The sequence below is a fragment of the Microbacterium thalassium genome (assembly GCF_014208045.1).
Classification (GTDB): Bacteria; Actinomycetota; Actinomycetes; order Actinomycetales; family Microbacteriaceae; genus Microbacterium; species Microbacterium thalassium.
In genome coordinates, this window is record NZ_JACHML010000001.1 from 1,803,999 (window position 1) to 1,818,103 (window position 14,105).

General features: G+C 73.6%; 12 protein-coding genes. 5 read left to right on the plus strand and 7 right to left on the minus strand.

The features are described 5' to 3' along the window. Genes HD594_RS08230 through HD594_RS08245 form a run of 4 tightly spaced genes read right to left on the minus strand, consistent with a single transcriptional unit; the run spans position 1 to position 4,287 of the window. Entirely contained in the window at positions 1–984 is a 984-nt protein-coding gene (locus HD594_RS08230; protein ID WP_184750475.1) for an AAA family ATPase, read from the minus strand. Continuing rightward, a complete protein-coding gene (locus tag HD594_RS08235) occupies positions 981–2,186 on the minus strand; it encodes a DUF4350 domain-containing protein (RefSeq protein ID WP_246413931.1) in 1,206 nt (401 codons plus the stop codon). Before HD594_RS08235 ends, HD594_RS08230 begins: the two co-directional genes overlap by 4 nt. Next, positions 2,183–2,857: a DUF4129 domain-containing protein gene (locus HD594_RS08240; RefSeq protein WP_184750476.1), complete on the minus strand. Its 675-nt coding sequence runs from the start codon at positions 2,855–2,857 to the stop codon at positions 2,183–2,185. The genes HD594_RS08235 and HD594_RS08240 overlap by 4 nt, the downstream gene beginning before the upstream one ends. Further along, positions 2,854–4,287 carry a DUF7847 domain-containing protein gene (locus HD594_RS08245; RefSeq protein ID WP_184750477.1) on the minus strand — a complete coding sequence of 478 codons (1,434 nt, stop codon included), beginning with the start codon at positions 4,285–4,287 and terminating at the stop codon, positions 2,854–2,856. Before HD594_RS08245 ends, HD594_RS08240 begins: the two co-directional genes overlap by 4 nt. 202 nt (positions 4,288–4,489) lie before the next feature. Here HD594_RS08245 and mtrA point away from each other — a divergent pair, with 202 nt between their 5' ends. From mtrA to hpf, 5 genes are all read left to right on the plus strand, one after another. Further along, entirely contained in the window at positions 4,490–5,170 is a 681-nt protein-coding gene (gene mtrA / locus HD594_RS08250; protein ID WP_184750478.1) for an MtrAB system response regulator MtrA, read from the plus strand. 7 nt (positions 5,171–5,177) lie between these two features. Then, a complete protein-coding gene (gene mtrB / locus HD594_RS08255) occupies positions 5,178–6,851 on the plus strand; it encodes an MtrAB system histidine kinase MtrB (protein ID WP_184750479.1) in 1,674 nt (557 codons plus the stop codon). Then, positions 6,848–8,545 carry an LpqB family beta-propeller domain-containing protein gene (locus HD594_RS08260; RefSeq protein ID WP_184750480.1) on the plus strand — a complete coding sequence of 566 codons (1,698 nt, stop codon included), beginning with the start codon at positions 6,848–6,850 and terminating at the stop codon, positions 8,543–8,545. Before mtrB ends, HD594_RS08260 begins: the two co-directional genes overlap by 4 nt. Before the next feature lie 87 nt (positions 8,546–8,632). Continuing rightward, complete coding sequence (locus HD594_RS08265; RefSeq protein ID WP_184750481.1) at positions 8,633–9,376, plus strand: ComF family protein; 744 nt, start codon at positions 8,633–8,635, stop codon at positions 9,374–9,376. A gap of 86 nt (positions 9,377–9,462) precedes the next feature. Next, on the plus strand, positions 9,463–10,128 hold the full coding sequence (gene hpf / locus HD594_RS08270; protein ID WP_184750482.1) for a ribosome hibernation-promoting factor, HPF/YfiA family: 666 nt from the start codon (positions 9,463–9,465) through the stop codon (positions 10,126–10,128). Between the two features lie 49 nt (positions 10,129–10,177). On the opposite strand, the gene HD594_RS08275 is transcribed toward hpf, so the two are convergent. The 3 genes from HD594_RS08275 to HD594_RS08285 form a co-directional block, all read right to left on the minus strand. Next, the gene (locus tag HD594_RS08275; protein WP_184750483.1) at positions 10,178–11,524 is read right to left on the minus strand and encodes a coiled-coil domain-containing protein; all 1,347 of its coding nucleotides are present in this window, start codon (positions 11,522–11,524) and stop codon (positions 10,178–10,180) included. Positions 11,525–11,605: 81 nt separating this feature from the next. Further along, positions 11,606–13,357 carry a DEAD/DEAH box helicase gene (locus tag HD594_RS08280; RefSeq protein WP_184752696.1) on the minus strand — a complete coding sequence of 584 codons (1,752 nt, stop codon included), beginning with the start codon at positions 13,355–13,357 and terminating at the stop codon, positions 11,606–11,608. A gap of 106 nt (positions 13,358–13,463) precedes the next feature. Further along, the gene (locus HD594_RS08285; protein WP_184750484.1) at positions 13,464–14,057 is read right to left on the minus strand and encodes a PadR family transcriptional regulator; all 594 of its coding nucleotides are present in this window, start codon (positions 14,055–14,057) and stop codon (positions 13,464–13,466) included. Positions 14,058–14,105 lie beyond the last annotated feature (48 nt).

Here is a 14,105-nt window from a genome sequence, read left to right on the forward strand (position 1 = left end):
TCAGATCGGCACGCGCGTCTGCTGCACGACCGAACCGAGCACGGCGTCCACCGAGACGCCCTCGAGCTCGGCATCCGGGCGCAGGCGGATGCGGTGGCGCCACGTCGGCACGAGCATCGTCTGGACGTGGTCGGGCGTGATGGCGGGGTAGCCCCCCAGCCAGGCCCACGCCTTCGCCGTGGCGAGCAGGGCGGTCGACGCGCGCGGGCTCACGCCCAGCTGCACGGACGGGCTTCGCCGCGTCGCCTGCGCGAGGTCGACGACGTAGCCGAGGACGGCGTCCGAGACCGAGACGGATGCCGCGGCGTGCTGGGCGGCGCGGATCTCATCGGCTGTGACGGCGGTCCGGACGCCCGCCGCGCCGAGATCGCGCGGGTCGAAGCCGGCCGCGTGGCGGCGCAGCACCGCGAGCTCGGCGTCCCGTGCGGGCAGGCTCACCACGAGCTTGAGCAGGAACCGGTCCAGCTGCGCCTCGGGGAGCGTGTAGGTGCCCTCGTGCTCGATCGGGTTCTGGGTCGCGGCGACCATGAACGGATCGGGGAGCGGGCGGGTGACGCCGTCCGTGGAGACCTGGCGCTCCTCCATCGCCTCCAGCAGGGCGGCCTGGGTCTTCGGAGGCGTGCGGTTGATCTCGTCGGCCAGCACGATGTGCGTGAAGACCGGTCCTTCGCGGAACTCGAACTCGCCGGTGCGCGCGTCGTACACGAGCGATCCCGACACGTCGCCGGGCATGAGGTCGGGGGTGAACTGGATGCGTCGCGTGTCGAGGCCGAGCGCGGTGGACAGCGTCCGCACCAGCAGGGTCTTGGCGACCCCGGGGACGCCCTCCAGCAGCACGTGGCCGCGGGCCAGCAGGGCGATCAGGAGGCCGGTGACGGTGCCGTCCTGGCCCACGACGGCCTTGCCCACTTCGGTGCGGACGCGGTTCATGGCCTCGCGGAGGGCGGCGTCGTCCGGAGCGGGTGCGGTGGGGGAGTCGGTCATTCGGCGTTCCTTTCGGGTCCGGTCCCCGTGCGCACGACCGTGCGGACGGCCTGCTCGAGGTGGCGCAGGCGCTCGTCGAGGGCGACGAGCTCGGCGTCGGTGCGGGGGACCTCGTCGATCAGGATGCCGCGCACCGCGCGCGGATCCCAGCCCGACACGGCGCTCGCCGCATCGGAGATCTCCGACGCCGAGGCGGCCGGGCCGAGCCCCAGCATCGCCGCGAGGCGGTCGGCGGCGGCGCTGCGCAGCTGGTCGGCGGCATGGAGGGCGTCGCGCGAGCGCTCGTAGAGGCGGGCGCGACCCTCGGTCGTCTCCGAGGCGCGCACCGTGACCGGCAGCCGCTCGGCCACCAGGGGGCCGAACCGCCGCCCTCGCCAGACGGCGGCGGCCGCGCCCGCGGCCAGCAGCAGCACGATGACGGGGCTCACCCACGGCGGCGTCAGCTCGCCCAGTGACGGCGACGTGTCGACGAGGTCGGTGTCGGCGGCGCTCGGCACGTACCAGACGACCGTGTCGTGGCGGCCCAGCAGATTGAGGCCGAGGGCGGCGTTGCCGTCCTCGGCGAGGACGTCGTTGGCGATGATCGCGCGTGCGTCGAGCGCGGCGATGCGGTGTCCCCGGTCGTCGTGCACGATCAGGGCGTACCCCTGTCCCGAGGGGTAGCACGCGGCGGCGTCGGCGTCCGGCGTGAACACCGCGCCCGGGACGACGCCGCCCGACCGTGTCGCCTCGGCGAGCGAGCACGCGGGTGACGCGACCGTGTCGTCGCCCTCACCGGCGAGGGCGGTGTCGCCCAGCAGCAGTCCGAGCGTCCGCGTACGCGGATCCAGCAGGACGACGTCCGCCGCGGCGTCCGCGAGCTCGGCCACCGCGCCGTCCGACAGCGCGGGCGCGTCGGGGAGCGCGAGGGTCGCGGCGCCGGAGGACAGCGCGCGCAGGGCGGCCGCGCGATCGTCGGTCACCGTCAGCTCGATTCCCTGATCGCGAAGGATGTGGACGAGGGCGCGCGTGCCCGCGGGGCCCGCCGAATCGGGGTCGAGGGCGTCCCGCTGGCTCCACTGGTACAGGCCCGTCAGCCAGCCGCCGACGCCGCCGACCACGAGCAGCACCGCGCCGATCACGACCCACGCGACGACGGCGCGCCGCCGGGAGGGACGCGGGACGGCCGGGGTCGCGGCGCCGACGGGTGTCGTCGCGGTCATCCCGGCACCTCCGCGAGGACGGACGGCCTCGTGCGCTCGATCGCCGCGTCGGTGTCGGCGACGACGCGGTACAGCTCCTCGGTGCCCGGACGCCGGAGGTACCGGACGTCGTCGAAGGCCGTGGCGGAGCGCTCGAGATCGCCGGCGCACGCCGGGAACACGCGCCCGGCCGCGCGGGCGAAGGCGTGCACGGTGGCGCCCGGCGGCGTGCTCACGACGCCGCGCTCGACGACGCCGCGGGCGAGGGCGCGGAACCTCAGCACGATCGCCTCGTCCCACCGCTCGCGGGCCGCCGCATCCGCCGCATCCGCCCGCAGCTGGGCCGCCGAGCGGGCGTCGTCCTCGTCGAAGAGGGCGAGGGTCCTCGCGTGCGCCCGCCGACTGCGGCGCGGGACGCCCCAGATGAGGAAGGCCGCGACGATGACGACGATCACGATGCCCGCGGCCACGAGCGCGAACGTGGCGCCGACGCCGCCGGGGACGTCCACCTGGAACAGGTTCGCGAACCACTCGCCGACGGCCTGGGCGAAGCGGTCGAACGCCGTCGGGCGCGCCTCGTCGTAGACGGGGTCGGCCAGTTCGCGCTCGGCCCACCGGCGGCCCTCGTCGCCGTCGGGGATGAGGGGTGCGCCGGACGCCTGCAGGGTCTGCCACAGCGTGATCGGCGTCACGTGCCGCCCTCGTCGTCGCCCGGCGCCACCCACCGCGTGGGCGGGGCCGCGGGGCCGGAGGTCGCCGGGGGAGGGGCGGGAGCGGCGGCCGGCGCCGCGGGCGCGGCCGGGGGCGCCGGCGCGTGCGGCGGGCCGGATGCCGGGGGAGCCGCCTGCGGCGGCTGGGCCGGGTAGGGCTGCTGGGCCGGATAGGGCTGCTGGGCCGGGTAGGGCTGCTGGGCCGGGTAGGGCTGCTGGGCCGGGTAGGGCTGCTGCGCCGGGTACGGGTACGGCGGCCGGGCGGCCCCGGCGGGAGCCCCCGGGCCGGCGACGGACGCGGCATGGCGGGGGTCGTAGGCGTACGGCGACGGTGCGGGGGCGTAGCCGGGCGGGACCGGCATGGGCCGCGCGAACGCCCGGCCGATGCCCTGCAGATACGGGTCGCCGAGCCCCGTCGCGCCGGCATCGCGCTTCTCGACGTAGGCGAGCAGGTCGAGGTCGAGCCCCTCGCGCCGCATCCGGCAGTCGATGTAGATGATCGAGGTCGCCGTCGACTGCACCACGACGGCGACGGCCTGGATGAGGAGCGTGACCGCCTGCGAGAGCAGCAGCGTCACGATCGTCGCCGTCAGCGCGGCGACGTCGGGGGATCCGGTCGGCGCGATGATCGTCGTCAGCCCCGACGACAGCAGCGCGAACGGGATGCTCACGACCTGGGCGATCGTGCCGAAGATGAGTCCGAGGACGACGATGATGCCGAGCGCGGGCCAGAACCGCCCGCGGATCAGCATCCACGATCGAGCGATCGCCCCTCGGATCGTCGCCCGCTCGAGGATGATGGCCGCAGGCGCCAGGAGGAGCTTGGTGGACAGCCACAGGGTGAGCGGGACCGCGGCGAGCAGCACCACCAGGCCCAGGCCGATCCCGAGCGGGGGAACGGCGATGCCGACCGCGATCACCGCGCCGCCGACGATCGCGATGGCGGTCGCGACGACGAGGGCGAGCAGGAAGGTGTAGCCGATGAGCCGCCACACCGACGGCTTGAGCTGCTGCCACAGCGCGCGCAGCGTGAGCTTCTCGGCGACCGCCGCGTGCGCCACCTCGGTGACCACGACGCCCTGGACGATGACGCCGATCGCTCCGGCCGCCAGGCCCAGGGCGAAGCCGGCGAGGATCGTCAGCGCGATGGAGCCGGCCATGATCTGGTCGAAGTCCTCGCTGCCGGCCGCGACCGTGTCCAGCCGTGTGAACGCCAGGATGCCGATCGTGCCGGCGGCGACGATGACCAGCAGATAGGCGGCCGTCTGGACGACGAGGGCGAAGCCGAGCAGGACGCGCGGGTTCTGACGCAGTGCGGCGAAGGAGCGACCGAGGATCGTGCCGAACGACAGCGGATGCAGGGGGATGATCCCGGGGCGCGATGCCGGTGTCCAGGCGGGATAGGCGGTCACGGTCTCCCCTTCGTGCGACGCGTCCGACCGATGCGCGCCGCCGTGGCGGAGCGGTGGCGCCGGTGGAATCACTATCGTGTCACAGCGCCGTCTGGCGCGCCCGGACCCGTCCACAGCCGGGGTCGACTACTCTGTGGGAAGCGCACGGGGACGGCGCTCGAGGTGCCGTGCCCCCACCCGACGCAAAGGACGACGCAGGCACATGACATCACGGATCCTGGTGGTCGACGACGACACCGCGCTGGCCGAGATGATCGGCATCGTGCTGCGCACGGAGGGCTTCGAGACCGTGTTCTGCGCCGACGGCGCCAAGGCGGTGGAGGCGTGGCGCAACGAGCGTCCCGACCTGATCCTGCTCGACCTGATGCTCCCGGGAATGGACGGCATCGAGGTGTGCACGCAGGTGCGCGCCGAGTCCGGCATCCCGATCATCATGCTCACCGCGCGCACCGACACGGCGGACGTCGTGAAGGGACTGGAGTCGGGCGCCGACGACTACATGGTCAAGCCCTTCAACCCCAAGGAGCTCGTCGCCCGCATCCGCACCCGCCTGCGTCCGGTGGGCGCGACCCCGACCGAGGTGCTGCGCATCGGTGACCTGGTGGTGGACGTGTCCGCGCACGAGGTGCGCCGGGGCGACGATCAGATCGCGCTGACCCCGCTCGAGTTCGACCTGCTCGTCGCACTGGCGTCCAAGCCCCAGCAGGTGTTCACGCGCGAGATGCTGCTGGAGCAGGTGTGGGGCTATCACTACAAGGCGGACACGCGCCTGGTGAACGTCCATGTCCAGCGGCTGCGCGCCAAGGTCGAGACCGACCCGGACAACCCCTCGATCGTGACGACGGTGCGCGGCGTCGGATACCGCGCCGGCGCGGTGGTCTGAGGCGGGCGTGACCACCGGCGCGACGGCGACCTCGGCTCCGCTGGACTCGTGGCGGGAGTGGCGGGCGTGGCCGCGCCGCATCGCCGGGCTGTGGCGCAGCTCGCTGCGCTTCCGCACGCTCGCGGTCACGCTGGGACTGACGTCGCTCGCCGTGACGGTCGCGTGCGTGTGGATGGCCCTGGCGATCCAGAACGACCTCTTCGACTCGAGGCTGCGGCAGGTGCTGGGCGACGCGCTGCGGGCGCAGTCGGCGGCCCAGGCCACCCTCGACTCCGCCGCCACCCAGGGTGACCAGGTCCAGCTGCAGAACGTGATGACCGCCGTCCGCACGGCGATGCAGCAGCAGACCGCGGCCGACATGATGGCCGCCTTCCGCATCGGGCCGGCGACCGGCAACGCGCCGCAGGACTGGGCGACCACGACGTGGGCCGAGGACGTCATCACCGAGGGCATGCGCGACCGCGTGCAGCTGGGCGAGGGGCAGCAGTGGTGGCAGTCGGTGGCCATTCCGGGCGACAGCGGCGAGCTGCCCGGCATCCTCGTCGGCCAGCAGCTGGAGGTCCCGGGCGTCGGGCCGTACGAGCTGTACCTCGCGTACGATCTGGCCAGCGCCGCGCAGACACTGGGGTTCGTCCACGCCACGCTGTGGTTCTCGGGCGTCGCCCTGGTCGTCCTGATCGGCGGCATCGCGTGGTTCGTCCTGCGTTCGGTGACGATCCCGATCTCGGAGGCGGCCGACACCAGCGCCCTGCTGGCGGCGGGTGAGCTGGGCGTCCGGCTGCCGGTGCGCGGCGAGGACGAGCTGGCCACGCTCGGGCGGTCCTTCAACGCGATGGCCGACAGCATCGAGTCGCAGATCAAGGAGCTGGCCGACCTGTCGCTCGTGCAGCAGCGGTTCGTCTCGGACGTCTCGCACGAGCTGCGCACGCCGCTGACGACGATCCGTCTGGCCGCCGACATGATCAACGACCACCGCGAGGAGTTCGACCCCGCCACCGCTCGCGCGGCGGAGCTGCTGAACGCGCAGGTCGAGCGGTTCGAGACGCTGCTGACCGACCTCCTCGAGATCAGCCGCTACGACGCGGGGTCGGTGCAGCTCGAGCTCGAGCCGACCAGCCTCGCCCACCTCGCCGAGGACGTGATCGGCTCGATGCAGCAGCTGGCCGAGCAGCACGGCGTCGACGTGCGGCTCGTCGCGCCGGGCGGCTACAGCCCGGTGGAGATGGATCCGCGTCGTGTGCGGCGCATCGTGCGGAATCTGCTCGGCAACGCGATCGAGCACGGCGAGCGCCGCCCCGTCGTCGTCACGGTCGACAGCAACCAGCACGCCGTGGCCATCGGCGTGCGCGACTACGGTCTCGGCATGCGGCCGGAGGACGCCGAGCGCGTGTTCGACCGCTTCTGGCGCGCCGACCCCTCGCGCAGCCGGACGATCGGCGGGACGGGGCTCGGCCTGTCGATCGCCCTCGGCGACGCGCGCCTGCACGGCGGGACGCTCGCGGTGTGGAGCGAGCTCGGGCGCGGATCGAACTTCGTCCTCACGCTGCCGCGCGACGGCCGCGCGGAGGCGGCGCCCTCGCCCATCGGCGCGTTCCCGACGGAGGACACCGCGACCGGGATCGACGCGCTCGGCCTGACGCAGCCGATCGACGTGCCGAGCGCCGGCGGAGGTGCCTCGTGAGGGCGCGGCGGTGGGTCGCCGCGGTCGTGGCCGGCGCGCTCGCGGTGGCGCTGTCGGCGTGCGCGGGCCTTCCCACCAGCGGACCGGTGTACCCCGGCCAGGAGGCGGAGTCCACCAGCGCGCCGGCCGACACGATCTTCCTGCCCGAGCGGCCGCAGACCGGCGCCACCCCGGATGAGATCGTCGACGGCTTCCTGCTGGCCGGTTCCGGTCCCACCGACGGCTGGGCCCGCGCCCGCGAGTACCTGGCGCCGGATTTCGCGACGGAGTGGCGGCCGGACGTCGGGGTCACGGTGGTCGTCCCCGGGGACCGCGTGTACGAGACCGACAGCGCTGAGACCGACGAGACCACCGGCGAGGCGACGGTGTCCGTCTCGGTGGTCGCGATCGCCGGCGTCGACGATCGGGGCACGTACGCGCCGGTCGACGCCGGGACGACGACGCTGTCGTTCACCCTCGAGCTGCAGGACGACGGGGAGTGGCGCATCACGGATGCCCCGGACGGCATCGTCCTCGACAGCGACGTGTTCCCGAGCGTCTACCACCGCTACTCGGTGTTCTACTTCGATCCGGCATGGGAGTACCTCGTTCCCGACGTCCGGTGGTTCCCGGCGACGAACGCGCCCACGCGCATCACCGACGCACTCGTGAACAAGCCGGTCGCCGACTGGCTGGCCGAGGCGGTCGTCACGAGCTTCCCCGAGGGCGTCGCGGCACGGGCCGCCGTCCCGGTCGAGTCCGGGGTGGCCCAGGTCGAGCTCGACGACAGCGCCCTCGCGATCGAACCCGGCACCCTCGACCGCATGCTCACGCAGTTGCAGGCGAGCCTGGCGACGGCGGGCGTGAGCCGCGTGGAGATGTCGGTCGCGCAGGCGCCGCTGGAGGCCGAGCGCGTCGAGACGCGGTCCACGCGCATCTCCGGGGGGCCGCTGGTGCTGACCGAGGACGGATTCGGCGCACTCACCGGCGAGGAGCTGACGCCGGTCGAGGGCCTCAGCGACGTCGTGCCGGACCTGGATCCCACCGCGGTGCAGGTCACCGCCGAGCGGGAGTTGGCCGTCGTTCGGGCCGGCGACGGGACGGTGCACCGCGTCGGCGCCGACGGGAGCGATGAGGTCGTGGACCGTCGCGACCGTCTGGTCGACCCCACGATCGACCCGTCGGGCACCGTGTGGAGCGTGCCGCGCAGCGACCCGGCCGCAATCATCGCCGTCACGACGTCCGGAGCGCGCGAGGTCGCCAACGCCTTCGGAGGCGTCGCCGCGGTGTCGGCGATCGCGATCTCGCGCGACGGCACGCGTCTGGCCGCGGCGGTACAGGTCGGCACGCGTCGCGAGCTGTGGATCGCGGGTGTCGCGCGGGATGCCGAGGGCTCGCCGCAGGCGCTCGGCGACCCGGTCCTGCTCGGCGTCATCGCCGGGCCGGTGTCCGGCATCGCCTGGCTCGACGACGTCACCGTCGGCGTCGTCAGCACCGCCGGGGACGCCGGCGTGGTCTCGGAGCAGATCGTCGGCGGTCCGGTGTCGACCACGGCGGCGCCGGTCGGCGTCGTCGACATCGCGGGCGGGCCGTCCACGGCGACGGTGCGCCTGCGCACCGAGGACGGCACGCTGCTGGTGCGGCGCGGTGCCAACTGGCAGGAGTCGGCCACGGGCGTGCTCGTCCTCGCGACGCAGCAGGGAAGCCCCGGGTAGTCCTCCCCAGGACCCCCGTCGCGGCGATCCGTCCACCGATGCGCGCGCGTCGGCGGCCGTCGGCCGCTCCGCCGCCACAGTGGGCGCATGACGGACACGCGGGCGGCGGCGGATGCCGTGGCCCGAGCGCTCGCGGACGCGCTCGCCCTGATCATCCCGGTCGAGTGCGCCGGATGCGGCGCGGCCGACGTCGCGCTGTGCGGCCGGTGCCGCCGCGAGCTGGTGCCCCGCCCGCGTGACTGGCGGACGCCCGGAGGCGTCGCTGTGCACGCGGGGCTGACGCTGGACGGGGTCGCGGCCCGCGCGATGCGCGTGCTCAAGGGAGAGGGGCGCACGGGCATCGCACGCGTCTTCGCCCCCGCCCTGCGTGCCGCAGCATCCGCCCTCGATCCGCCCCGCGACGCGCTGTTCGCCCCGATCCCGACCTCGGCGGACGCATACCGGCGCCGCGGCTACCGCGTTCCGGATCTCGTCGCGGCGCGCGCCGGGCTCCCGGTGCGCCGCCTGCTGAGGATCCGGCGGTCCGCGGCCGACCAGCGCGGACTCGGGCGCGAGGCGCGGCGGGACAACGTCGCGGGAAGCCTGCGGGCGGACGGCGTCGCCGGAGCGCGGGTCGTCATCGTCGACGATGTCGTCACCACGGGCGCCACGCTCGACGAGGCGGCGCGGGCCGTGCGCGCGGCCGGCGGGGTCGTGGCCGGCGCCGTCGTGGTCGCCGCGACACCGCGCCGGGACGCCGCGACACCGCGCCGGGACGCCGCGGACGGCGCCGCCCGCACCGGTCTGCGACAGGGGGACGAAGGTCCCGTCACATGGCGGATTCGTGCGTGACAGGCGCGCCGTGCGCGGTTACCGTGGAGGGATCAAGGCGAGAAGGTCCGCCCTTGAACCGGGTGGACCGGAACAAGGAGGTCAGGATGGACACCAGCATCGTCGGCGTGGGAGTGGGGATCTCGGATCGCTTCCGCTCGGTCGTCGAGGAGAAGGCCACCCGCATCGAGCACCTCGCTCCCCGCGCACAGCGGGTCGACATCAAGGTCACTCACCGCGCGTACCACAACGGCCGCATGGAGGACGAGACCGTCGAACTCACCGTCACCGGCAAGGGCCCCATCGTGCGGGCCGAGGCCACGGACGGCGACAAGTTCACGGCGCTGGACCTCGCGGTCGACAAGCTGTGCGAGCAGCTGCGCCGGGCGAAGGACAAGCGCGTCGACGCGCGGAACCACCCGCGCGGGGCGAAGTACCACAAGGACACCGGGTCCCTGCAGGGGATCGACGTCCAGCCGGCCTCCGCCGATGTGCTGCGAGCCCTCTCGACCGGTGAGATCCCCGTCGTCGAGGGGGGCGAGTCCGAAGAGGACTACACCCCGGTCGTCATCCGCACGAAGGAGTTCGACGCGGAGTGGATGACCGTCGAGGACGCCGTCGACCGCATGGAGCTGGTCGGCCACGACTTCTTCCTGTTCGTCGACGTCCGCACCGATCACCCGAGCGTCGTCTACCGCCGCAAGGGCTGGGACTACGGTGTGATCTCGCTGACGACCCAGGCGCCGCCGACGCAGGAGGAGCTGGCTTCGTAGCCGTCCGTCATCCGATCGAGCCGGGCCGCGTTCGCGCGACCCGGCTCGTTCAGTCGAAGATGCCGTCGAGGATGCTGCCGATCACGAGGCCGCCGAGGATGCCGCCCATGAGGTCGTTCCCGCCGCGGCGTCCGCCGCCCCACCCGGGCTGGCCGCCCCACTGATTCGGGTCCTGGGGGCGCGAGCGATCGATGTCGCGCTGGGCCAGCTGGAGCGCCTCGCTCGCGAGGAACGCCGCCCGACGCGCCATCTCGAACGCCTGCTCGCGCAGTTCCTCGTCGATCGCGGTCACGGCCGCGGCCGACGTCCCGAGGTGGCGGTCCAGGTCGACGCGGACGCGCTCGGCCTCGGCGAGGCGCGTGCGCGCGTCGGCGCCGATCCAGCCGCGGTGTCCGGCGATGACATCCCTCGCGACCGCGAGCTGGCGGTCGGCGTCGTCGATCGCGTGCCGCACGTGCTCGAGCGGCGGCACGGGTCGAGCCGCGCGCTCCCGGGCCGCCGCGACGGCGGCGTCGAGCGCCGCGTTGGCCTCGCGCAGCCGCGTGAGGTGCTCGAAGGGGTCCGTGTTGACACCCGCGGGCGGGAGGGCGGCCAGGGCGGCGTGCAGCGCCACGATCGCGTCGGTCACGGCCGGGGAGGCGGGCTCGTCGAGCGCAGCGGTGAGATCCTCGCGGGAGTCCTCCACAATGGCGGTGAGGGTCGACTCCGCCCGCAGCGCCTCGATCTCGAACGACTCGATCGCGTCCAGCAGGGTCTCGGCGCGGCGGACCGACTCGGTGGCGGCCTCCAGCGCGGTGTTGGCGTGCTCGCGCGCTCCCGCCTCGCGTCGCCGCTCGGCGACGCCGGCGCTGTGCTCGGCGAAGCCCAGCAGCTGGTCCGCCTCGGCCGGGTTCGCGGCGATCTTCGCCAGGGCGCTCTCGGAATAGCGCGCGGCCAGGCGCCGCACCGTCTCGCGGGCCGCCGGCAGCTGCGCGCGCAGCCGCGCGGCATCCCGTCGTACGCCGTCGATGATCGCGGGCGCCCGCCGGGCGCGCTCGATCGGCTCCTCGAGGGCCGCGGTGCGGTCGTCCAGCAGGTCCTCGGCCCACTCGCACAGCTGCACGATGCGCGCGTTGCGCGTGCGCAGCTCCTCGGGGGTGTCGGGGATCTCGTCGTGGTTCAGCTGGTGGAGATGGAACGCCTCGCGCAGGTGCGTGCGGACGGCCTCGAGCGCCTCCCGGAGGTCGGCGGTGGCGTTCGGGCCGAGCTCGGCGTCGGCGAACGCGAGCTCGTCGGTCGTCAGGCGGATGCGCTCGTCGGCGGCCACGAGGGCCTTGCCGGCGCGTCGCGCGAGGTCGGCGTCCTGCGCCTGCAGTTCTTCGTCGTCGCGCTTGCGTCTGCCCCAGAATCCGGCCATGTCTTCGATCCTACGAAAGCGGGCGGCGTGCTCCGCCCGGGTTCGCTGTGAGCGCGCCCCGAGTCGCGATGGTGTCGCCCGTCAGCGGTCGTCGCGGCGGCGCGGAGCGCGGTCGTACCGGTCGCCGCGGTCGCGACGGCCTCCCCGGTCGCCCCGGTCGCCGGAGCCGCGGGACCGCCCCGACGGGCCGCCGGTGTCCAGGCGCATCTCGATGAGCCGGCCCGAGATCCGCGTGTCGGACAGGCGGTCCAGGGTGTCGCGCGACAGGTCCGCCGGCAGTTCGACCAGGGAGAACTCGGGGCGGATCTGGATGCGGCCGAAGTCGTCGCGGCGCAGTCCCCCCTCGTTCGCGAGAGCGCCGACGATCTGGCGCGGCTCGACCCGGTGCCGCTTGCCGACGGCGATGCGGTAGGTGGCGTAGCCGGCCTTCGGCTCGCGCTCGCGGCGGGGCTCGCGCGGTCCGCGGTCGTCCCGGTCGGCGGAGCGCTCGCGGGGCTTGCGCGCCGGGCGCTCCGCGGGCTCGGGGTCGGGCTCGAGCAGGAGCGGGGTCTCGCCCTGCGCGACGATCGCGAGGGCCGCGGCGACGTCGACCTCGGGCACGTCGTGGTTGCGGACGTAGTGGGCGACGATGTCGCGGAACCGGTCCACGCGCTCCGATTCCGACAGGGCCGCCGTGATGCGGTCGTCGAAGCGCGACAGGCGCGTGACGTTGACCTCGTCGACGCTGGGCAGGCCCATCTCGGTGAGCTCCTGGCGCGTCGCCTTCTCGATCGCGCGGACGAGCCAGCGTTCCTTGGGGGTCACGAAGCTGATGGCGTCGCCCGAGCGGCCCGCGCGGCCGGTGCGGCCGATGCGGTGCACGTACGACTCGGTGTCCGTCGGGATGTCGTAGTTGACGACGTGCGAGATGCGCTCGACGTCCAGGCCGCGGGCGGCGACATCGGTGGCGACCAGGATGTCGAGCTTGCCCGACTTCAGCTGGTTGACGGTCTTCTCGCGCTGCGCCTGCACGATGTCGCCGTTGATCGCGGCGGCGGAGTAGCCGCGGGCGCGCAGCTTCTCGGCGATCTCCTCGGTGATGCTGCGGGTGCGCCCGAACACGATCATGCCGTCGAAGTTCTCGACCTCGAGGATGCGCGTGAGGGCGTCCATCTTCTGCTGCCAGGCCGTGATGAGGTACCGCTGCGCGATGTTCGCCGAGGTCGTGGTCTTCGCCTTGACCGTGATCTCCTCGGGCTCGTGGAGGTACTGCTTCGACATGCGGCGGATCGCGGGCGGCATGGTCGCCGAGAAGAGGGCCACCTGCTTGGAGTCGGGCGTCTCGGCGAGGATCGTCTCGACGTCCTCGGCGAAGCCCATCTTGAGCATCTCGTCGGCCTCGTCGAGGACGAGATACTGCAGCTCCGACAGGTCGAGCGTCCCCTTCTCGAGGTGGTCGATGATGCGCCCGGGCGTGCCGACGACGACGTGGACGCCGCGGCGCAGCGCCGACAGCTGCACGCCGTAGCCCTGTCCGCCGTAGACGGGCAGGACGTGGACGCCCTTGAGGTGCCCGGCGTACTTCTCGAACGCCTCGCACACCTGCAGCGCGAGCTCGCGCGTCGGGGCGAGCACGAGCGCCTGGGGGTTCTTCTGATGCACGTCGAGACGGTCGACGATCGGCAGGGCGAAGGCCGCGGTCTTGCCGGTTCCGGTCTGCGCCATTCCGACGACGTCGCGCCCCTCGAGAAGGGTCGGGATCGTGGCCGCCTGGATCGCGGAGGGGGTCTCGTACCCGATCTCGCGCAGGGCCTTCAGGACCGGCGCGCTCAGTCCGAGGTCGGAGAAGGTCATCGCGGCGGGCTCTTCTGGAGCCTCTGCTTCGATCGGGGCGTCGGTTTCGGTCACAATTCAGGGTAGTGCGCGGCGCCTGTGAGGCACCAGGACGCGGCCACGCGCGTCACGCCGGCTGCTTGGCGGGTCGGCCGCGCCGCGGGCGTTCGGTCGACAGCGCCAGGGCCATGGCGCGTCGCGGTCGCGCGGCGAGGCGCTCCTCGGTGCGATCCAGCCAGCGCAGCTCCGCCTCGGCGGCGAACATCATCGACTCGTCGACGATCGATCGCGCGAGCGCCTCGGGCGCGTCCTGAGTCGCGTCGGCGGCGGAGGAGGCGCGCAGGCTCTGCAGCCGCGCGAGCGAGGCCTCGCGCTGAGTGCGGATGACCTCGGCCACGTCGACCCCGGGCAGGGTCGCGGCGACGGCGATCTTGATCGCCACCTCGTCACGCGTCCCCGCACCGCGCGAGACGGGGGAGCGCAGCCAGTCCCGCGCCTCGGCGCTGCCGGCATCCGTGATCGTCCAGAACACATGGCCCTGCGCGTCCACCTCGCCCTTGGCGACCAGGCCGTCGCGTTCCAGGCGGTCGAGCGTGTTGTAGATCTGCCCGACGTTGAGCGGCCAGGTCGATCCGGTGCGGCGATCGAATTCGCTCCGCAGCTGGTAGCCGTAGCACGGCCCCTGGTCCAGGATCGCCAGCAGGCTCTGCCGCACCGACATCGTCGTCTCCTCGCGCATTCCGGGTATCTGATTTCCGAGTATATGCAT

Excerpts from the sequence above, each read along its gene's own strand:
- HD594_RS08230 (WP_184750475.1), bottom strand. The coding sequence starts at position 984 with ATGACCGACTCCCCCACCGCACCCGCTCCGGACGACGCCGCCCTCCGC.
- HD594_RS08235 (WP_246413931.1), bottom strand. The coding sequence starts at position 2,186 with ATGACCGCGACGACACCCGTCGGCGCCGCGACCCCGGCCGTCCCGCGT.
- mtrA (WP_184750478.1), top strand. The coding sequence starts at position 4,490 with ATGACATCACGGATCCTGGTGGTCGACGACGACACCGCGCTGGCCGAG.
- HD594_RS08265 (WP_184750481.1), top strand. The coding sequence starts at position 8,633 with ATGACGGACACGCGGGCGGCGGCGGATGCCGTGGCCCGAGCGCTCGCG.
- hpf (WP_184750482.1), top strand. The coding sequence starts at position 9,463 with ATGGACACCAGCATCGTCGGCGTGGGAGTGGGGATCTCGGATCGCTTC.
- HD594_RS08275 (WP_184750483.1), bottom strand. The coding sequence starts at position 11,524 with ATGGCCGGATTCTGGGGCAGACGCAAGCGCGACGACGAAGAACTGCAG.
- HD594_RS08280 (WP_184752696.1), bottom strand. The coding sequence starts at position 13,357 with ATGACCTTCTCCGACCTCGGACTGAGCGCGCCGGTCCTGAAGGCCCTG.
- HD594_RS08285 (WP_184750484.1), bottom strand. The coding sequence starts at position 14,057 with ATGTCGGTGCGGCAGAGCCTGCTGGCGATCCTGGACCAGGGGCCGTGC.